Annotated in this window: 14 protein-coding genes; 13 read left to right on the top strand and 1 reads right to left on the bottom strand. The window is 42.2% G+C overall.

What is annotated here, in order from left to right:
- Position 1 precedes the first annotated feature (1 nt).
- The 11 genes from speE (at position 2) to NQ550_RS02105 (ending at position 16,586) form a co-directional block, all read left to right on the top strand.
- Positions 2–862, top strand: coding sequence for a polyamine aminopropyltransferase (speE, locus tag NQ550_RS02055; protein WP_008708139.1), 861 nt, complete (start codon positions 2–4; stop codon positions 860–862).
- Positions 859–2,139 (top strand): saccharopine dehydrogenase family protein, encoded by a 1,281-nt coding sequence (locus NQ550_RS02060; protein WP_020435602.1) that lies wholly within the window; start codon positions 859–861, stop codon positions 2,137–2,139. The genes speE and NQ550_RS02060 overlap by 4 nt, the downstream gene beginning before the upstream one ends.
- Positions 2,129–3,250, top strand: a complete 1,122-nt coding sequence (gene nspC / locus NQ550_RS02065; protein ID WP_025581072.1) for a carboxynorspermidine decarboxylase — start codon at positions 2,129–2,131, stop codon at positions 3,248–3,250. The genes NQ550_RS02060 and nspC overlap by 11 nt, the downstream gene beginning before the upstream one ends.
- A gap of 34 nt (positions 3,251–3,284) precedes the next feature.
- Positions 3,285–4,388, top strand: a complete 1,104-nt coding sequence (gene aguA, locus NQ550_RS02070; RefSeq protein ID WP_020435604.1) for an agmatine deiminase — start codon at positions 3,285–3,287, stop codon at positions 4,386–4,388.
- Between the two features lie 101 nt (positions 4,389–4,489).
- Positions 4,490–5,368 carry an N-carbamoylputrescine amidase gene (aguB, locus tag NQ550_RS02075; protein WP_008708143.1) on the top strand — a complete coding sequence of 293 codons (879 nt, stop codon included), beginning with the start codon at positions 4,490–4,492 and terminating at the stop codon, positions 5,366–5,368.
- A gap of 302 nt (positions 5,369–5,670) precedes the next feature.
- Complete coding sequence (locus tag NQ550_RS02080) at positions 5,671–6,132, top strand: DUF1700 domain-containing protein (RefSeq protein WP_025580859.1); 462 nt, start codon at positions 5,671–5,673, stop codon at positions 6,130–6,132.
- Between the two features lie 203 nt (positions 6,133–6,335).
- Positions 6,336–11,045: an isopeptide-forming domain-containing fimbrial protein gene (locus NQ550_RS02085; protein ID WP_020437298.1), complete on the top strand. Its 4,710-nt coding sequence runs from the start codon at positions 6,336–6,338 to the stop codon at positions 11,043–11,045.
- A complete protein-coding gene (gene srtB / locus NQ550_RS02090) occupies positions 11,042–11,929 on the top strand; it encodes a class B sortase (RefSeq protein ID WP_025580861.1) in 888 nt (295 codons plus the stop codon). Before NQ550_RS02085 ends, srtB begins: the two co-directional genes overlap by 4 nt.
- Before the next feature lie 191 nt (positions 11,930–12,120).
- Positions 12,121–13,212 carry a GntR family transcriptional regulator gene (locus NQ550_RS02095; RefSeq protein WP_008708150.1) on the top strand — a complete coding sequence of 364 codons (1,092 nt, stop codon included), beginning with the start codon at positions 12,121–12,123 and terminating at the stop codon, positions 13,210–13,212.
- A 43-nt stretch (positions 13,213–13,255) separates the two neighbouring features.
- The gene (gene araA / locus NQ550_RS02100; protein ID WP_008708151.1) at positions 13,256–14,755 is read left to right on the top strand and encodes an L-arabinose isomerase; all 1,500 of its coding nucleotides are present in this window, start codon (positions 13,256–13,258) and stop codon (positions 14,753–14,755) included.
- A gap of 226 nt (positions 14,756–14,981) precedes the next feature.
- Positions 14,982–16,586, top strand: a complete 1,605-nt coding sequence (locus NQ550_RS02105) for a xylulokinase (protein ID WP_025580864.1) — start codon at positions 14,982–14,984, stop codon at positions 16,584–16,586.
- A 342-nt stretch (positions 16,587–16,928) separates the two neighbouring features.
- Here the strand turns inward: NQ550_RS02105 and NQ550_RS02110 are convergent, their stop codons facing one another.
- Positions 16,929–18,269, bottom strand: a complete 1,341-nt coding sequence (locus NQ550_RS02110) for an IS30 family transposase (protein WP_008708155.1) — start codon at positions 18,267–18,269, stop codon at positions 16,929–16,931.
- A gap of 397 nt (positions 18,270–18,666) precedes the next feature.
- On the opposite strand from NQ550_RS02110, the gene NQ550_RS02115 reads away from it, so the two are divergent.
- Positions 18,667–19,980, top strand: coding sequence for an IS30 family transposase (locus NQ550_RS02115; RefSeq protein WP_259839104.1), 1,314 nt, complete (start codon positions 18,667–18,669; stop codon positions 19,978–19,980).
- A gap of 297 nt (positions 19,981–20,277) precedes the next feature.
- Positions 20,278–20,670 (top strand): nucleotidyltransferase domain-containing protein, encoded by a 393-nt coding sequence (locus tag NQ550_RS02120; RefSeq protein ID WP_020993518.1) that lies wholly within the window; start codon positions 20,278–20,280, stop codon positions 20,668–20,670.
- Positions 20,671–20,794 lie beyond the last annotated feature (124 nt).

Genomic DNA, 20,794 nt, shown 5'->3' on the forward strand with positions numbered 1-20,794 from the left:
CATGGAATTATGGTATTCTGAGTTCCATACAGGAAATGTAAAGCTTTCTGTCCGGATTAACCGACAGTTATTTTCAGGGGAAAGTGAATTTCAGAGAATCGATGTGTTTGAGTCTGAAGAATTTGGGAGATTTGTGGCTCTGGACGGTGAGATCGTATTCTCTGATAAAGATGAATTTATTTATGATGAGATGGTTACGCATGTGCCAATGACAGTACATCCCAATGTAAAAAATGTTCTGATCATCGGCGGCGGTGACGGTGGAGTTGCCAGAGAACTGATCCATTATCCACAGATTGAGAGCATTGATGTGGTGGAATCCGATAAAATGTTTGTGGATGTATGTGCGGAGATGTTTCCGGATATTGCCCAGGGACTGAAGGATGAGAGAGTCAACATTTATTATGAAGACGGCCTTCGGTTCCTGCGGAATAAAAAGGCCAGATATGACCTGATCATCAATGATTCCACAGATCCGCTGGGACATACGGAGGGACTTTTTACAAAGGAATTCTACGGAAGCTGTTATAAGGCTCTCAGAGATGACGGAATCATGGTTTATCAGCATGGAAGTCCTTTTTATGATGAGGATGAGGTGGAATGCAGAAAGATGCACAGAAAGGTTTTTCGGTCATTTCCGGTGAGCAGGGTTTATCAGGCACATATCCCTACCTGTCCCTCGGGATACTGGCTTTTTGGATTTGCATCAAAGAAATATCATCCACTGGAAGATTTCAGGCCGGAGAGGTTTGATAATCTTAATATAGAAACATGGTATTATACAACAAACCTTCACAGAGGAGCATTTATGCTTCCAAAATATGTAGAAGATTTACTGGAAGAGGAGGAAAACAGTTTATGAGCAGATTATTGGTAATCGGATGTGGTGGGGTAGCTTCAGTGGCAATTCGCAAATGCTGTCAGAATAGCGATGTTTTTACAGAGATTATGATCGCAAGCAGGACAAAGGAAAAATGCGATGCACTCAAAGAGAAGATTGAAAGTACAACGAAGACAAAAATTGAGACAGCAAAGGTAGATGCGGATAATGCAGCAGAGGTCGCAGAATTGATCAGAGCCTATAAGCCGGATGCTGTCCTGAATGTGGCACTTCCATATCAGGATCTTACCATCATGGATGCATGTCTGGAAGCCGGTGCGGATTATATTGATACTGCCAATTATGAAGCAGAGGATACAGAAGATCCCACATGGCGTGCAATCTACGAAAAGAGATGTAAAGAAAAAGGCTTTACTGCATATTTCGATTATTCCTGGCAGTGGGCTTATGATGAGAAATTTAAGGAAGCAGGACTGACTGCTCTTCTGGGAACCGGTTTTGATCCGGGTGTTACCAGTGTATTCAGTGCTTATGCCCTGAAGCATTATTTTGATGAAATCCATACCATTGATATTCTGGACTGTAACGGCGGTGATCATGGATATCCTTTTGCCACAAACTTTAACCCGGAGATCAATCTTCGAGAGGTTTCCGCAAATGGTTCCTACTGGGAAGACGGACATTGGGTAGAAACAGAGCCTATGGAATTTAAATCTGTCTACGATTTCCCTGAGGTAGGAAAGAAGGATATGTATCTTCTTCATCATGAAGAGATTGAATCACTGGCAAAAAATATTCCGGGAGTACAGAGGATCCGTTTCTTTATGACATTCGGACAGAGCTATCTGACACATATGAAATGTCTGGAAAATGTAGGAATGCTTTCCACCGCACCTGTGGAATTTAATGGACAGGAGATCGTGCCGATCCAGTTTTTGAAAGCTCTTCTGCCGGATCCTGCATCTCTGGGTCCGAGAACAGTGGGTAAAACAAATATCGGCTGTATTTTCACAGGTGTTAAGGACGGAAAAGAGAAAAGTATTTATATTTATAATGTATGTGATCATCAGGAATGCTATAAAGAGGTGGAATCCCAGGCAATCTCCTATACAACAGGTGTTCCGGCTATGATCGGTTCCATGATGGTAGTGACCGGACAGTGGAAGAAGCCGGGTGTATTTAATGTGGAAGAATTTGATCCGGATCCATATATGGAAGCACTGAACAAATGGGGACTTCCATGGAAAGTCTGCGAAGATCCTGAACTGGTAAAGGTCTGGAAAGCCAATGAAGATTGATCAACTGCAAACTCCCTGCTATGTGATCGATGAGAAGAAGATGCGGGAGAATCTGGAGATTTTGAAAAAAGTCCAGGAGGATACCGGGTGTAAGATCCTTCTGGCGCAGAAAGCGTTTTCCGGCTTTGCGCTGTATCCCATGATCGGAAAATATCTGGCAGGTACCACTGCCAGCGGTCTGTTTGAGGCAAGGCTTGGATATGAAGAGATGGGGAAAGAGAATCATGTTTTTTCCCCTGCTTACCGTACAGAAGATATAGAGGAACTGGATCGTATCTGTGACCATATTATCTTTAATTCCACAGCACAGCTGAAGAAATTTAAAGAAGTGTGTACCGGAGCCAGTCTGGGACTCCGTATTAATCCGGAATGCTCCACTCAGAGGGATCATGCGATCTATGATCCCTGTGCGCCGGGTTCAAGGCTGGGGGTTACCAGAGAGAACTTTGACGGGGAATGTCTGAAATGGATCGACGGACTGCATTTTCATACGCTCTGCGAACAGAATGCGGATGACCTGGAGAAAACATTGCAGGCGGTAGAGGAGAAGTTTGGAGAATTTCTGTCTGAGGTTTCCTGGCTGAATATGGGCGGCGGACATCATATTACCAGAGAGGATTATGATGTAAAGCTCCTGGAAAAATGTATTCAGCATATGAAGGAAACCTATGATCTGGATATTTATCTGGAGCCCGGGGAGGCTGTTGCCCTGAATGCCGGATATCTGGTGACAGAGGTTATGGACATTGTGGAAAATGAGATCAGAACGCTGATTTTGGATGCTTCTGCAGCCTGCCATATGCCGGATGTGCTGGAGATGCCCTATCGTCCGCCTCTTAAGGACAGCGGGGAAGCAGGGGAGAAGGCATATACCTACCGCTTATCTTCCTGCACCTGCCTGGCAGGAGATGTGATCGGAGATTATTCCTTTGACAGAGAGATCCGGATCGGGGACAAGCTGTATTTTATGGATATGGCGATTTATTCTATGGTGAAGAATAATACATTTAACGGTATGCCGCTGCCGGATATTGCGGTTATGCATGAGGACGGAGAGTGTGAGGTTATCAGACATTTCGGATACGAAGACTTTAAGAGCCGGCTTTCCTGATATCTGCCGGGCTATCAAAGAAAAGGAGACAGACATGGAAGTTACAGAGAAGAACAGAACAAAATATCGTATGCCCGGAGAATTTGAGCCTCATGAGGGATGTGTGATGATCTGGCCGGAACGTCCCGGTTCCTGGAATTATGGGGCAAGGGAAGCACAGAAAGCATTTGTGAAAGTTGCAGAGGCTATTGGAGAGAGCGAAAAGGTGTATATGCTGGTTTCCAAAGCTCAGATGGAGAATGCAAAGAATCAGCTTGGGAATGTTTCCGGTGTGACTTTGCTGGAATGTGAGACAGATGACGCCTGGGCCAGAGATGTGGGAGCAACCATGGTTCTGGATGAGAAAGGGGCGGTCTGTGGAGTTGACTGGCAGTTTAATGCCTGGGGAGGAGACTTTGATGGACTTTACCGGAACTGGGAGAAGGACGACAGGGTGGCTGCCTTTATCTGCAGGACTCTTGGTTGTCCATGTCTGGATGCCAGACCTTTTGTGCTTGAGGGCGGTTCCATCCATTCTGACGGAGAGGGGACTCTGATCGTTACAGAGGCCTGTCTTCTGAGTCAGGGACGCAATCCTCAGATGAGCAGGGAACAGATAGAGGAACAGTTGAAGTACTGGCTCGGTGTCCACAAGATTATCTGGCTTCCATGTGGAATCTATCAGGATGAAACCAATGAGCATGTGGATAACGTGTGCGCTTTTGTAAGGCCCGGAGAGGTTGTGCTTGCATGGACAGAGGATGAGACAGATCCGCAGTATGCCATGTCTTTGGCTGATCTGAAGGTGCTGGAACAGGAAACAGATGCAAAGGGCAGAAAATTTAAGATTCATAAGCTTCCGATTCCTCAGAAACCGGTCTGCCTTACCCAGGAAGATGTGGATGGCTTTGTGTTTGAAGAGGGAGAAGACGAACGGGAAGCAGGAGAACGGATGGCTGCCAGTTACGTGAATTTCTATATTTCCAATGGAGGGATCATCCTTCCACAATTTGGGGATGAAAATGACAAAAGGGCAGTGGAGATTCTGCAGAAGTGTTTTCCTGAAAGAAGGATTTATCCCATTGATGCCAGAGCCATCATTGTTGGCGGTGGAAATATTCACTGTATCACCCAGCAGATTCCCGGAAAAAATATCTGACCTTGATGCAGAAAACTTTGAGAGTCATGTGTTTGAGGGTTATTACCTGAAAGTTATGAAAAAACTTACTTATGTAAACAGGAGCAGGAGGAACAGACAGGATGAGAAATGTAACAGTGGCAGCAGTTCAGATGAAATGCAGTAAAAGTGTGGAGAAAAATATTGCCCATGCAGAGGAACTGGTGCGTCAGGCAGCAGCAAAGGGAGCTGAGATTGTTCTTCTGCCGGAGCTTTTTGAACGGCCCTATTTCTGCCAGGAGCGCAGATATGAGTATTATGAATATGCGCAGACTGCAGAGGAAAACCCTGCAGTGCGTCATTTCAGCAGGGTAGCGGCAGAGTTGGGGATTGTGATTCCGGTCAGCTTTTATGAAAAAGAGGTCAATAATACTTATAACAGCGTTGCGGTTCTGGATGCAGATGGAAAGAATCTCGGCATTTATCGGAAAACACATATTCCGGATGACCATTATTATCAGGAAAAATTCTATTTCACACCGGGAGATACTGGCTTTAAGGTTTTTGATACCAGATTTGGAACCATTGGAGTTGGAATCTGCTGGGATCAGTGGTTCCCGGAAACGGCAAGATGTATGGCACTGCAGGGCGCAGAGCTTCTCTTTTATCCCACTGCCATCGGAAGTGAACCCATCCTGGAATGTGACAGCATGGAACACTGGAGAAGATGTATGCAGGGACACGCTGCCTCCAACCTGATCCCTGTGATCGCTGCCAACAGAATCGGTGAGGAAACAGTAGAGCCATGTCCGGAAAACGGAATGCAGAAATCTGCTCTTAATTTTTACGGCTCTTCTTTTATCACAGACAACACAGGTGCTCTCTGTGCAGAACTGCCCGGAGGGGAAGAGGGGGTGCTTGTAAGCACTTTTGACCTGGATGCATTAAAGGCAGACAGACTGAACTGGGGACTTTTCAGAGACCGCAGACCGGAGATGTATGCAAAAATTGTCGGGAAATGATGTATAAGTTTAGTTATTGTTCACACACCACTATCCCGCGAGGTGTTTTGGCATGAATATGCCAAAATCCCGAGACATACAAGCCAAAATTCCATTGCCGCAGGCAATCTGGAATGAATTTTGGCTCAGTTACTGAGAACGGAGTGAACAGTAATTGAGTTTATAAGAATTTCATAAAAAGTTTATGATTATATTAGTTGCTACCTGCGGTATATATGGTAAAATAAGAGTACGAACGTTACTGATAACGGAGCGAGCAGTAGAGTTTTGACATGTATTTCTGGCAAAATGGAGTGTAGAAGATGAACAGAAAAGAATTTTTGGAAATCCTGAGAAGCCAGCTTGCCGGTCAGATGCAGGAGGGCAAAGCAGCAGCACATATCAGGTATTATGAAGATTATATACAGTCTCAGGTACGTGGCAGACGTTCAGAGCAGGAAGTACTGCAGGAACTGGGAGACCCGCATCTGATAGCAAAAACTCTGATCGATACAGATGATGGAAGTACACAGGAAGATTACGGAGAGTATTCTTCTTACGGAAGCAGTTATGGCAATGAGACAGAGCTTCCTCATCAGCAGGAGAAAAGATGGAAAAAAGTAATCGATCTTTCTACCTGGCATGGCAGGGCTGTTGTTATTGCAGCGGCGGCTGTTATAATTGTTTTACTGATACTGATAATCGGAGTTGCGATTCCGTTTTTTATTATTCTTGCAATTATTCTTTATTTTCTTTCATGGCTGAAGAAAAGAAATGATCAATGAAAATCTGTGCAGGGTTTCAGAAAAGAAACCCTGCGCAGAATCTTAAAAATCTTAAGTGTAAACGTTCTTGTTTCACGATATTAATTCCCCTTGAATATTTATAATCATACAATCTCAACTTATTTCTATTCTTTAATCCTGCCAGGTGCAGGGAAAAATCCCACATTCATTTTTATATTTTTTGTTCGGAAAGGAGACGGAAAATGAAACACAATTTCAAACTGAAAGAACGCCTTGGAGCTTTGCTGCTTGCAATGCTTTTTATTCTGCAGGCAATTCTGGGGCTTGTGCCTGTCTGCGTAACTCAGGCGGCACCGTTAACTGTAGAAACATGGGACAGTGACAAGGTGGTAGAGTATGGTTATCGCTTTAACATGAAGTTTCAGCCCGGAATTACCACATATGAATCTTTTGGGTGTGATAATCTGGACAGGGAAGCTTTTTCAGACAATGGAAAAAGCGAACGTGACACAGAGTGCGTTCGTGTAGGAGCGGACTATAAAGCCGGAAGCGCAGGGATGCGTTATAACAATGTAGGAAAAGATGGAAATGGAAATATTGTTGATGTCAGACTCATTCTTGTGGGAGTAGAGAATGCAGAACCCCGTTATGATCTGCGCACTGCAGAATCGATTGTTCAGAATAAAGGCGGAGCTACGTTTGCATGGAAAGATAATGAAGCTTATCCAATGGTTGGCTTTTCCAAAAACAGTATCGGTGTATTTATTTATTCTGTAGGATACGCAAAGGTTAAGTTTCAGTTTCTGAAGCATGGAACAGAAGAAACACTGCCGATCAGTGGCCATGGAACCATACGTGATATTGATGCGGGACAGGGAGTCCGTATTCCGTCAGACAGCAGTCTGGATAATGCATATGTTCTGAAAAACAATGATTATCTGACGGTAGATGGAAATTCTGTAAGCTCACCCCTTGGTTCCGTTGAGCCGGATGATCCGAGAGGATGGCTGAATCTTTTTTATAATACAGATAATTTTACGGTAGAATTCTGTCATCAGTTCAGACTGGATAAATGGGATAAAAGTCGTGAAGATGCCATTGCAAAAGCCGGTTCTCAGGAAAGATGGGCAGAGATTACAAGAAATAAATATCTGGATCCATCAGGCAACAGTTATTGTCCGAACTTTAAAGGACAGAAATACTGTAAAGCATATGCATATTTTGATTTTACATCCTATTGTTTCGGCGATGTTGAGATGAAAAAAGCACCTGAGAAACGTGTGGGAGAGGCAAACTGTACATGGGAACAGGCAGCTGCTGCATCAAAAGAAAAACCTTTTGGCATTCGTCAGGGACAGGAATTTCAGTATATGATCCGGGCAGAGGTGACACCCAATAGACTGAAATCCTTTGTGGTACAGGATATACTTGAGGATTGTCTTACTATAGAGGATGCATCAAAAGTCAGTATTGTGAATGATGCAGGGCAGACAGTGACAGACTGGTTTGATGTTGCTGTTGAAGGACAGAAAGTGACCTGCAGGGCCAAAGCAGAGAGCCTTCAGGATGAAGCATTTACAGATAATCAGACTTACACATTTACTTTAAAAGTACGCCAGAGACCGGAATCAGAAATTAATATTTCAAAATACCTTGCAGAGGATGGATACAGTATTCTTGTACCAAACCATGCATCCATGAGTTATGAACGTACAAACGGAAGCGGAGATACAATGGATACGGAAACAGTGTGGGTAAAGGGTGTGATTCCACCGGAACTGGAAGTAAAGAAAAATACTTCTCAGTATGAATGGAAAACGGGAGATATCATAGATTATGAGATTCTGGTTTCTCAGACAAAACAGGATGTAAAAGCAGTAAATGTTGTTATTACAGACGAGCTTCCATCATGTCTGCAGCTTCTGGAAGGGCAGTATGCTGTAGAGACAAGTCAGGGAGGTGAGAACTGTACGCTTACCGGACAGGGAGAAAATGGATGGAAAGCAGAGTGTCCGTCCCTGAAGTATGGGGAGACGATCACAATCCGTTTTAAATGTCAGGCATCTGCGGAGTCCAATGGACAGGAATGGGAAAATATTGTGACTGCAACAGCGGATAATCTGATCAATCCTGAGACAGGAGAACAGGAATCCAGAAAGGATATGGCAGAAGTATGGCCGAACAGTCCACAGCTTGAAATTGATAAAACAGCAGACAAATATGAATGGCAGGCAGGAGAGCAGGTAGCTTACCGGATCGTAGTGAATAATGTAACGGCAGGAACAATCGCAAAAGATGTAACTATTACTGATATTGGTCTGCCGCAGGGACTGGTTCTGGCAGGTGGTGCACAGAGCATGGAAGTACTGGGAGTTCAGCGACAGGTAAACTATCCCGTACCGGATAAGAAAACAGGACAGGCATATGAAGCGAGACCTGTGGATTCTCAGTTGAATGCAGATGAGAACGGATTTTCTTTTTATTGTTCTTATGTACCATACAGTCAGCCTGTAACGATTATTTTCCATTGTATCGCACAGGAAGAGGCAAATGGACACGAAAGCGTAAATGCAGCAACTGTAAAAGCTGCTAATACAGATGAGAGATCTGATGATGCAGAAGTATATGTAAATTCAGGAGAATTCTGGATTGAGAAATCTGCAGATCATTATGAATGGCAGGTCGGAGAACAGGTACAGTACAATGTGGTGGTGGAGAATAAAAAAGCAGGTACAGTGGCCCGGAACGTAACTGTCTGGGATACCGGTATGCCGGCAGGACTTGCGCTTTCATCGGCAGAGGATGTATCGGTAAGCGGAATCCCACAGAATATTACGCAGCTGACAGCAGGGACCAAAGATGTTTTGAACCAGCTCAATCCGGAATTTTATAATGAGACATCAGAGAAACCGGTGAATTATGAATTTCTTCAGGAGGGAAGCGGATGGAGACTGAACATTTCAGATCTTCCGGCAAATACTCCGGTTATGATTTCTTTCCTTTGCACAGTTACGGAAGCGGCAAATGGAATGGAAAGCATTAATGTTGCCAATGTGCAGGCGCAGAATGCCCCTGTTTCACAGGATGACGCAGAAGTGTATGTAAATACAGCAGTTCTTTCTATTGAGAAAAGTTTTCAGAATCCATATCTGGCAGCCGGGGACGGACGTGCGGAAAATGAATTTCGGGTAGGAGAACAGGTGAATTATCAGGTTACGGTTAATAATCTTCAGAAGGGATCTATCGCAAGAAATCTTGTGATCAGTGATCTTTCCCTTCCTGAAGGGCTGGCTCTGGACGGAGCTGAAGATGCTGTTACTGTAAGCGGTGTTCCGGCTGTTATTCAGAATCCGGTGGCAGGAACTGATGATGCAGGAAATCAGCTGAATCCGGAAAATTATAAAGAAACAGTGGAAAAACCGGTCAGCTGTCAGGTTACACGTCAGGGAACCGGATGGATCGTGACGATTTCAGATCTTCCGTATCAGACACCTGTGACTGTTAATTTCCGCTGTACTGCGCAGGAAAGCGTAAATGGGATGGAGATTGTAAATACAGCACAGGCGTATGCAGATAATGCACAGAAAGTAAAGGACTCCTCAAAAATCTGGGTGAACTCGCCTGTTCTTAAAGTAGAGAAGACGACGGACAAACCATTTTACAAATATGGTGATATTATTACATACCGCATTGTCCTGACACAGGAGCAGACCGGATGTGTGGCGCGTAATGTTACTTTGCAGGATGTGATCGATACTCAGGGAGTACGTCTTCTGAAGGATTCGGTGATTCTGATGGATGAGAAAGGAAATGTGGCAGATGCTGATGTACAGATCAATGATGATAATACTTTCCTGATGTCAACAGGCAGGACACTGGTCAGGGATAGTAGATATAGTATCTGCGATAATGATAAAGGCGGTCTTTTTGAGCAGGTAATGTATAATCCTCTGGACTGTCAGGAACAGAAAAGTATGATCGTGGAATATCAGGCAGCAGTGATTGATGCAGCCCTGGCAGGACAGAAAGTGCACAATACTGCAGTTGCAGACAGCAGTGAAAAGATACCTGCAACCGGGGAAGCAGAGACAGAGGTACACAGTCCGATTCTGGAAATTGTGAAGGAATCAGATAAGAAAGAGTATGCGTCCGGTGAAAAAGGATATTATAAACTGACAGTAAGACAACTGCGTGAGGATGTCACAGATCAGAATATTGTTATCGAAGATAAACTGGAAACCCAAGGGGCTTCCATTGTAAAAGACAGCATTTTTGTGAAGAAAAACGGTATAGAACTGAAAGATGCCAAAATAGAGGCAGATGATACAGGATTTGTAATTCAGACAGGAGCATCGTTGTCAGATATGGATAAAATTGAAGTCTGCTATGAAATGGTATTTAAAACAGAAAGCACAGAGCCTGAAAAAATTGTAAACACAGCGAAAGCAAGAGGTGATATTTCACCGGAAATTACTGCACAGCAGGAGGCATATGTGAAAGCAAAAGCAGAACCGACTGCCACACCAACACCGTCTGTAACACCGAAACCAACAGAAACACCAAAGCCGACAGAGACACCAAAACCTACAGAAGTACCGAAACCGACAGAGCAGCCAAAAGCCACACCAACACCATCTGTACCGGGAACCTGCCCGAAAATGACTCCTGTACCGACGAAAGCACCGTTGGCATCTTACAATGGTGGAAATAATGGAGGAACGACTTCCGGAAGCGGAGGCAGCAGTTACGCAAATTCGGGTGGATATTCCGGTGGATATGGAAGCTATCAGGGTGGTTCCATGGCAGGAAGTTCTAAAACAGGAGATGTCAGACCGTTTAAAATGATGGCTGTTCTTGGACTTATCGGAATGGGACTGCTGACAGGAGGTGTGGTGATCTACAGAAGAACTGTTTCCGGGAAAAGAAATATAAAGGGTATGCCGCGGAAATGAAAAAACTCAGAACATTTGCAGTAAGTATGATCATAGCAGCAATTGGGCTTCTTATATATTGTGCCGGCTTCTATATAAAAAGTTATGAACAGAATCTTGCAGCAAGGCAGGAATATGCAGAGCTTTCCCAAATAGCAGGGGTGAAGAACAGAGAAGGTGCCGGATTATTGGCAGATGGCAAAAAAACTGATGAAGACAGCAGTACAAAAAACAGTGAAAAAAAACGCAGGAAAAAACAGAGAAGATCTTCTGAATCAAAAAACAAAAACTGTACAGATGAAATCAGGGAATCCTTCGGGATTTCCTGGGAAAATTTAAGAAAGATCAACTCTCAGACAGTTGCCTGGATTACTGTCCCGGGAGCCGATATTTCTTATCCTGTAGTTCAGGCGGCAGATGATGAATATTACCTGAAACATAATTTCAGAGGAGAGGAAGATCTGTTTGGATGTATTTTTCTGGAACATGACATAAAAAAGAATTTTACAGATTCCCACAGTATTCTTTACGGGCATAATATAGAAGGTAATATGATGTTTGCAAATCTGAACCGTTATGAACGGCCTGAATTTCTGAAAAAATGTCCTGAAATTGAGATCACAACACCAAAAAGAAAGTTTCTGTACAAAATTTTTTCTGTGGAACAGGCATCTTCCAAAAGCCCGGCATTTGAATATGGATACAAGTTATCCAGTCCTGCATACAGGAGACAATTATCTATATTGAAAAATAATTCCATGTATGACACAGGAGTAGAGCCTGATGAAAGGGAGAGAATGGTGACTCTGATCACCTGTAATTCACGTCTGGATAAAGAAATACGTATGGCGGTACATGGGATTTGCCATGAATGTTATGGTATAGAAAAAGCTGAGCCGAAGTGATGTTGAAATCAATCGGATATTGGTAACTTTCGTAAAGGATGAACTGTTACTGTTCACATATCACTATCCCTCGAGGTGTTTTGGAAAAAACTAATGAAAAATCTCTCAATATTTTGTATAATTTATGCATAAAAAACAACTTGTTCGTACGTGCGTACAAGTTGTATCCTAAATACAGGAGGGAAGAAGACATGACAGATAATGGAAAGCCGAAATATTTCTCACTGATGGAACAGCTCAGAAGTGATATTATGTCAGGAGCTATCCGACCGGGAGAGAAGCTTCCTTCAGAAAACGAGCTTTCACAGAAATATTCCCTGAGTAGACATACAGTTCGTAAAGCACTGGGAATCCTGGAGCAGGACGGATATGTAGAGGCATTTCACGGAAGAGGTACTTATTGCTCTGAGAATATGCGCCATATAAAGAATTCAAAGAATATTGCGGTAGTGACCACATATATTTCTGATTATATTTTTCCGAGACTGATACAGGGAATGGATAATGTCCTTTCAGAAAGCGGTTACAGTATTATCCTGAAAAACACAGCAAACAGCAGACAGAAAGAGGCCAGATGTCTGGAGGAACTTCTGAAGAAAGACATTGATGGACTGATCATTGAACCAAGCAAAAGTGAGATGATCTGTAAACACAGAAATCTTTATCAGAATCTGGATAAATTTGAAATTCCGTATGTGTTTATTCAGGGAATCTATTCAGAAATGAGAGATAAACCTCATATTCTTATGGATGATGCACAGGGAGGCTATCTTGTAACAAAATATCTGCTGGAACTGGGACATAAAAAGATCAAGGGTTTCTTTAAGGCAGACGATATGCAGGGACTGGAGCGCCACAAGGGATATGTGAAGGCTTTACAGGAGTCAGGGATTGCCTATGATCCTGATGATGTTGTCTGGTTTCATACAGAGGACAGGAAAGTAAAACCTGCACTGATGGCAAAAGAAATGGTACAGAGCGGACAGCTTCCGGATGGAATCGTCTGTTACAATGATCAGATTGCTGTTCAGGTTATGGAAGAACTGGAGAAAATGGGAGTCAGGATACCGGATGATATTTCCATTACCGGTTATGACAATTCACTGTATGCTCAGCGAGGAAGCGGAATCACAACGATAGCTCATCCGCAGGAAAAGCTGGGAGAAATGGCAGCAGAGCTTATACTTGAGAAGATCAACGGAGTTCCTGAAGAAGAAAGTAAGGTTGAAAGACTGATTTATCCGGAACTGATCATACGGGGATCATGCAGAAAAATATTGTAAACAAATGAAATAAATAAAAAATAAATCCAGGAGGAATTTTATCATGAAAACAGGAAGAAACTATAAGTTCTGGTTTTGTACAGGTTCACAGGATCTTTACGGAGATGAGTGCTTAAGAAAAGTTGCTGAGCATTCCAGAATCATTGTTGAGGAATTAAACAAGAGCGGTGTTCTTCCATTTGAATTAGTATGGAAACCAACACTGATCACAAACGAACTGATCCGTAAAACATTTAATGAGGCAAATGCAGATGAGGACTGTGCAGGTGTTATCACATGGATGCATACTTTCTCACCGGCAAAATCATGGATCCTTGGTCTGAAAGAATACAGAAAACCGCTTTGCCATCTTCATACACAGTTTAATGAGGAGATTCCTTATGATACCATTGATATGGATTTTATGAATGAAAACCAGTCTGCTCATGGCGGTCGTGAATATGGTCATATTGTTACAAGAATGGGAATCGAAAGAAAAGTTATTGTCGGACACTGGGCAGATAAAGATGTTCAGGAAAGACTTGCTTCCTGGATGCGTACAGCAGTTGGTATCATGGAGAGCAGCCATATCCGCGTATGTCGTGTAGCAGATAACATGAGAAACGTAGCTGTTACAGAAGGTGATAAAGTAGAAGCACAGATCAAATTCGGATGGGAAGTTGATGCTTATCCTGTAAATGAGATTGCTGATTATGTAAAAGATGTAGCTAAAGGTGATGTAGATGCGCTGGTAGATGAATACTACAGCAAATATGATATTCTTCTTGAGGGAAGAGATCCGGAAGAATTTAAACGTCATGTAGCAGTTCAGGCTCAGATTGAGATCGGATTTGAGAAATTCCTGGAAGAGAAAAATTATCAGGCAATCGTTACACACTTTGGAGATCTGGGTGCTCTTAAACAGCTTCCCGGACTTGCAATCCAGAGACTTATGGAAAAAGGCTATGGATTCGGTGCAGAAGGCGACTGGAAGACAGCTGCAATGGTTCGTCTGATGAAGATCATGACAGCTGGTGTAAAAGATGCAAAAGGAACTTCCATGATGGAAGACTATACATATAACTTTGTACCTGGAAAAGAAGGAATCCTTCAGTCTCATATGCTTGAGGTATGCCCGTCTGTCGCAGATGGTAAGATCGGCATTAAAGTATGCCCGCTTTCCATGGGTGACAGAGAAGATCCTGCAAGACTTGTATTCACAAGCAAGACAGGCCCGGGTATTGCAACATCCCTGATCGATCTTGGAGACCGTTTCCGTCTGATCATCAACGATGTGGAATGCAAGAAGGTTGAGAAACCGATGCCGAAGCTTCCTGTAGGAAGTGCATTCTGGACACCACAGCCAAATCTTAAGACAGGTGCAGAAGCATGGATCCTTGCAGGCGGAGCCCACCATACAGCATTCTCCTATGACCTGACAGCAGAGCAGATGGGTGACTGGGCAGCAGCTATGGGTATTGAAGCTGTTTACATTGATAAAGATACAAATATTCGTGATTTCAAGAATGAACTGAGATGGAATGAACTTGCATTCAGAAAATAATAATTTTTGTAATTAATACAGAGGCTGTCATATCAGGCTGAAATTAACTGCCTGGAATGGCAGCCCTGAGAAGTTTAAAGTAATAAAAAGTATGTTAAAACCGTAAAATTTCCATGGTAAAACAATAAAAGAAATGCAATAATATTGGTGTACAAACAATATATGATTATAGATTGTCGAATGATCTGTAATCATAAATAACAGAGAAACAGGGAGGTACATAAAAATGGGAACAGCAGAAGCAAAAGCAGCGATAATTGCAAATAAAACAGCACTTGGTATTGAGTTTGGTTCTACCAGAATTAAAGCAGTACTTGTAGATGACAAAAATCAGCCAATCGCATCCGGTGCACATGAATGGGAAAACCGTTATGAAAACGGTGTCTGGACATACAGTCTGGATGATATCTGGACAGGTATCCAGGACTGCTATCAGGATATGGCAAAGGATGTAAAAGCAAAATATGACATAGAACTGGAATCCGTAGGTGCATTTGGCGTCAGCGCCATGATGCATGGATATATGCCATTTAACAAAGAAGGAGAACTTCTTGTACCATTCCGTACATGGAGAAACAACATTACAGGAGAAGCCAGCGAGAAACTGATGGAACTGTTCAACTACAACATTCCGCAGAGATGGAGCATTGCTCATCTGTATCAGGCGATCCTTAACGGTGAAGAACATGTAAAAGATATTGACTATATCACAACTCTGGAGGCTTATGTCCACTGGAAACTGACAGGAAAGAGAGTTCTCGGTATCGGTGACGCAGCAGGTATGTTCCCGATTGATACCACAAAGGCAGATTACAACCAGGAGATGGTTGATAAATTCGATGAACTGGTTGCTCCTTATGGATTCTCATGGAAACTTCGCGATATTATGCCGAAAGCCCTTGTTGCAGGTGAAGATGCCGGTGTTCTTACAGAAGAAGGTGCGAAACTTCTCGACGTAACAGGAAAACTGAAAGCCGGAATCCCGATGTGCCCTCCGGAAGGTGATGCAGGAACAGGCATGGTTGCCACAAACAGTGTAGCAGTACGTACAGGTAATGTTTCCGCAGGAACTTCTGTATTTGCCATGATCGTTCTGGAAAAAGAGCTTTCCAGACCTTATAAAGAAATTGATATGGTTACCACTCCGTCCGGACATCTGGTAGCTATGGCTCATTCCAACAACTGTACCTCTGACCTGAATGCATGGGTAAATATATTTAAAGAGTTTGCAGAAGCTATGGGTATGGAAGTGGATATGAACAAACTGTTCGGAACCCTTTATAATAAAGCACTTGAAGGAGATCCGGACTGTGGCGGACTTTTGTCCTACTGTTATTTCTCAGGTGAGCATATGACAGGCTTTGAAGAAGGACGCCCGTTATTTGTACGTTCTCCTGAGAGCAAATTCAATCTTGCAAACTTTATGAGAACCAATCTGTATACATGCCTTGGAGCCATGAGAGTAGGTCTGAACCTTCTGTTTGAGAAAGAAAATGTAAAAGTAGACCGTCTTCTTGGTCATGGAGGATTATTCAAGACAAAAGGCGTAGGACAGCAGATTCTGGCAGATGCTGTCAATGCACCGGTATCTGTAATGGCTACTGCAGGTGAGGGCGGAGCCTGGGGAATCGCACTTCTTGCTTCTTATCTGGTAAATAAAGAAGAAGGTGAGACTCTGGAAAGCTTCCTTGATAACAAAGTATTTGCAGATCAGGAAAGCAGCACACTGGATCCAAAACCGGAAGGTGTGGCTGGATTCAATGCATTTATGGACAGCTATATGAAAGGTCTTTCTATTGAAAGAGCAGCAGTAGAGTCTGAAATCTGGTAAATTATGGCCAGAAATCCTGCCACATTTTTTGCCACATATTGAATAATTGCGCGTCGCATTCTCGTTACTTTAGTAGTGATGAGTTAGATGAGTTAGACGGCTTGAATGAAAAAGTAAATTCTACATTCTAATATACCTTGATTTTATGCGGGATTTAATTCTATTTTCGGAGATATACAACTTGATTTTTTTAGTATATAATGCTTTTATACGGCATAAACAGCATAGTTTTTTGCATGATAAAAGGACATCTGGAAATAGTGTGCAGGACTAAATTCCACATGTCTGTTGGAAAGACTAAATTCTATGCAATGAAACTTGCCTGTGCCTGTATTGTTATTATTATTTTATTAATGCTGGTATCAATGTGACTTCATCGGCTGGTATCTCTGCTAATCCTAATGCTTTATGAAGTCTGTTATCCAGCAGGAGACGGGATACTTCATATGGACTGTGTCCATTGAGGCTGTCCCGTTTTTCGCTATTGATATGATTTAATAACAGCAGCGTTGTTTTGTCTGTCATTTTTTCAAAGCTTGTTCCTTTTGGCAGGACATACCTTATATATTCATGATTCTTTTCAAGAGCACCTTTTTGATCAGAACGGTTGGGATCACAATAATAAATGCGTGTGCGTACTTCATCATTTTTGCTATATTCCAGACTCTGCCGGTCCTGAAATTCATGCCCGTTGTCTGTAAGTATTACTTCGAAAAGTTTCTGAAACAGTTCAATTCCAAGTAACTCTGTTAAATGATCAAAAATCCTAGTTACTTCTTTCTGGGTCTGTTCTTCTAAAAGAAACATAAGCATAAGGCTACAGTTTCGAAAGAACATAGTCAGAAAGCAGGGACTGGTACCTTTTGCTCCTTCAACAGTATCCATTTCGACTACATAAACAGATTTGTTCGCTGCGATATATTCCAGGAATTCTTTATAGCCCCGGTCTTTTCGAAAACTTCTGTCTTTAAGGCTGGTAGTGGTTTTTCTTTTTCTCTGCTTGTATACCACTTTACGGCGCAGATCTATGTTTCTGGCTTGAAAAATGCCACGGTCTATATAAGAGTATATGGTTCTTCTGGAACAGGCGATCTCATCAGCATGAGATGCGTAGATGTGGGCAATGGACTGTCCTTTTTTGAGAAGCGGTGACAACAGGTTGTCCAGTTTCTGTATACTTTCCGGTGTCTGGTTGATCCCTTCTCTGCTGGTAGTCCTAAGGGCTTCATAGGAGTCCTGAGCGTATTTTGAAGAATAGATCTTTTTGTCCATCATGCAATTCGTTCTCTTGCTGCATCCATTGCACACATAAGGAGGTTTATTTAATTTTTCACATTCTCTTGGTTTATAAAATTTACAGACATCGCTGCATCTGAATTTTCTGCAGAGGACACATTTGCGCCGACATTCATTATCACCGCACATATGCATGACATTGCATATATTTGTCCGCGGCTTTGAACTATCATAATTGTTTGCACAGGGAATAGGGGCAAATGCATCTGCGCTTCTTTCCCTGATAATGGAATGACGTCTGATTTCTTTGGATATGGTACTTGGATCCTTGCTTAATTCTATTGCAATACTTCTAAATGAATCACCGTTATTTAAATGCTGTTCGATTATAATACGTGCAGATAAGTCAAGATGTTTTTGGTTGCCTTTTGGTCTTCCTGTATTCATTTTATCCTCCTTCTGCACAGGCAGGGGATCATCTGCAGTAGTATTTTATAAAAAGAAGAAGGAAAAATCCATGCAGAAGTAATTTCTACAGGTATAGAATTTACTCTTGCAAGGTAGAATTAAAAAATACATTTAACCGATGAGTTAGACGAGCAAATTTTTTACTCAAAAAAAGAACACATGTTTACTTCTAGTGCTATATGTGCTAAAATATAGCCATGGAGAAAAGAATACTTAAATGAAAAACTAAATTCCGGTTTTGGGCCAAATGCAAGAGTAAATTCCATATAGGTCGAAGTTACTTTTGCACACATATTTGCCATATTGTCTTTGATAATCATTACTCCGTATAATGTACTTGCAGCTGATTGCCTGCCTGTGCAGATTGGAGATAATTATGAAAAATAAAGGCAATCAGAAACATTTAACATTTGAACAGCGTGTTGATATCGAGAAAGGTCTTACTGAGAATAAAAGCTTCACTGAAATTGGACGGATTATTGGTAAAAATCCATCTACCATATCAAAGGAAGTACGTCTCCACGCACATACAAAAGAACGTCCGGATTCAGGTTACACTCACCCGCCATGTATTCATCGCAAGAACTGTAAGGTGACATGCTTGTGTGATAAGATGTGTGGCATTCATTGTAAGCTTTGCAGAAAACCATCCTTTCGCTGCACTGATATATGTCCCGCATATGAGACAGCTGAATGTGAGAAACTGAATAAACCTCCCTACGTATGTAATGGCTGTGGTAAAAAGACCCATTGTCTTATGTCCAGAAAGTTTTATTCATCCAAATATGCCCATGATGAGTACCGTAGCGTGCTAGTCGATTGCAGAGTCGGCATTAACCAGACTCCGGAAAGCATTCAATCCATGAATGATTTATTGGTTCCATTGATCAAGGAGAAGCATCAGTCCATCGGTCATATTTATGCTACTCATGCAGAAGAATTGGGTTGCTCCAGAAGAACACTTTACTCCTACATCAATGATTGTGTATTCGATGTCCGCAATGGTGACTTAAGACGTTCTGTACGTTATAAGAAACGCAAGAAACCTACACAGACCAGTGCAAAAGATCGTTCTTATCGTCAAGGTCATAACTACGAAAATTTCCAGAATTATATGAAAGATCATCCAGATATAAATGTTGTGGAAATGGACTGCGTGGAAGGAATGAAAGGCGAAAGCTGCGCCCTCTTGACCTTTACATTCCGCAACTGCAATCTTATGCTTATGTTCCTGTTGGAATATCAAGACCAGGAATGCGTGTTAGAGGTCTTTGTATGGCTTGAAACAGTGTTAGGACAGGATGCATTCAAAAAGCTTTTTCCGGTGATCCTCACGGATGGAGGTTCAGAATTCTCAGCTCGTGAAGAGATGGAGAAATTCTGTGACGGAAGTAAAAGCACGACGGTCTTTTACTGTGATCCATACAGCTTTTGGCAAAAAGGTGCCTGCGAAAAGAACCACGAGTATATCCGCTACATCCGTCCGAAAGGGAGTTCATTCGCTGATTTAAATGACGAGAAAGTCAGACTTATGATGAATCACATAAACAACGAAAAAAGAGACAGTCTTAATGGACATAGCCCATATGAACTCTCTCTTTTACTCTTGGACAACAAACTGCACAAAGCATTAGGATTAAAGGCAATCGCACCTGATGATGTTATGCTTAGTCCAAAACTTATAAAATAAAATAGTAAAGCACAGGCAGATTTCACTGCACCAGAATTTAGTCTTGCACATAAGGCATGTGGAATTTAGTCTCGCACACTATTTTCAGATGCCCGGTTAGTATGCATAAAAACATAAATCATGAGTGCTTACAGGTTTATTATAAGACAAAAAAATAGAATTGTTAAGGTGCATTACAGAATTTAATCCCGCATAGTTACTGAGATAATCCACAGCTGGAATTTAGTTTTTCATTTAAGTAATAAGTAAAGAAACAGGTGGCTCTTCATGTGATTAGCAGAGAATGGGGGATGCTGTATGCCAAAGGTGATGCAGGATTTAATTGAACAGTACATAGAGGCTGTTAAAAAGATTTATGGATCTCATGTACGTCAAATTATCTTGTACGGTTCTTATGCAAGAGGGGATTTTCGCTCGGATTTAGATGTGGATATCATGATTCTGCTTGATTTATCTGATTTGGAATTAAAGGCATATGGACAGCAGCTTTCTTATATGACGTATGATTTTAATATGGATCATGATCTGGATATTAAGCCGATTGCAAAAAGCGAAGCGCATTTTAACAAATGGATTGTGAATTATCCATTTTATGCCAATATTCATAGGGAAGGAGTAGTTTTGTATGGAGCAGCTTCAGCGGTAGAAAATGCAGTTGAAGTGCAGGTAGCGATCATCTCAAAACACTAGGAGTGCATCATCAAGGGCTATGTCATGGACGGTGAACTCTTGAAAGAGTCGGCCGTTATGCTTTTGCATAGCGGCCGTTTTAAAACGCATTTATGATCGTTGACGGGCGCAAACAAACAGTATC

The sequence above is a fragment of the Blautia wexlerae DSM 19850 genome (assembly GCF_025148125.1).
In the GTDB taxonomy this organism is placed as follows: Bacteria; Bacillota; Clostridia; order Lachnospirales; family Lachnospiraceae; genus Blautia_A; species Blautia_A wexlerae.

Coding starts and splice junctions, on each gene's coding strand:
- speE (WP_008708139.1), top strand. CDS start 2: ATGGAATTATGGTATTCTGAGTTCCATACAGGAAATGTAAAGCTTTCT.
- NQ550_RS02060 (WP_020435602.1), top strand. CDS start 859: ATGAGCAGATTATTGGTAATCGGATGTGGTGGGGTAGCTTCAGTGGCA.
- nspC (WP_025581072.1), top strand. CDS start 2,129: ATGAAGATTGATCAACTGCAAACTCCCTGCTATGTGATCGATGAGAAG.
- aguA (WP_020435604.1), top strand. CDS start 3,285: ATGGAAGTTACAGAGAAGAACAGAACAAAATATCGTATGCCCGGAGAA.
- aguB (WP_008708143.1), top strand. CDS start 4,490: ATGAGAAATGTAACAGTGGCAGCAGTTCAGATGAAATGCAGTAAAAGT.
- NQ550_RS02080 (WP_025580859.1), top strand. CDS start 5,671: ATGAACAGAAAAGAATTTTTGGAAATCCTGAGAAGCCAGCTTGCCGGT.
- NQ550_RS02085 (WP_020437298.1), top strand. CDS start 6,336: ATGAAACACAATTTCAAACTGAAAGAACGCCTTGGAGCTTTGCTGCTT.
- srtB (WP_025580861.1), top strand. CDS start 11,042: ATGAAAAAACTCAGAACATTTGCAGTAAGTATGATCATAGCAGCAATT.
- NQ550_RS02095 (WP_008708150.1), top strand. CDS start 12,121: ATGACAGATAATGGAAAGCCGAAATATTTCTCACTGATGGAACAGCTC.
- araA (WP_008708151.1), top strand. CDS start 13,256: ATGAAAACAGGAAGAAACTATAAGTTCTGGTTTTGTACAGGTTCACAG.
- NQ550_RS02105 (WP_025580864.1), top strand. CDS start 14,982: ATGGGAACAGCAGAAGCAAAAGCAGCGATAATTGCAAATAAAACAGCA.
- NQ550_RS02110 (WP_008708155.1), bottom strand. CDS start 18,269: ATGAATACAGGAAGACCAAAAGGCAACCAAAAACATCTTGACTTATCT.
- NQ550_RS02115 (WP_259839104.1), top strand. CDS start 18,667: ATGAAAAATAAAGGCAATCAGAAACATTTAACATTTGAACAGCGTGTT.
- NQ550_RS02120 (WP_020993518.1), top strand. CDS start 20,278: ATGCCAAAGGTGATGCAGGATTTAATTGAACAGTACATAGAGGCTGTT.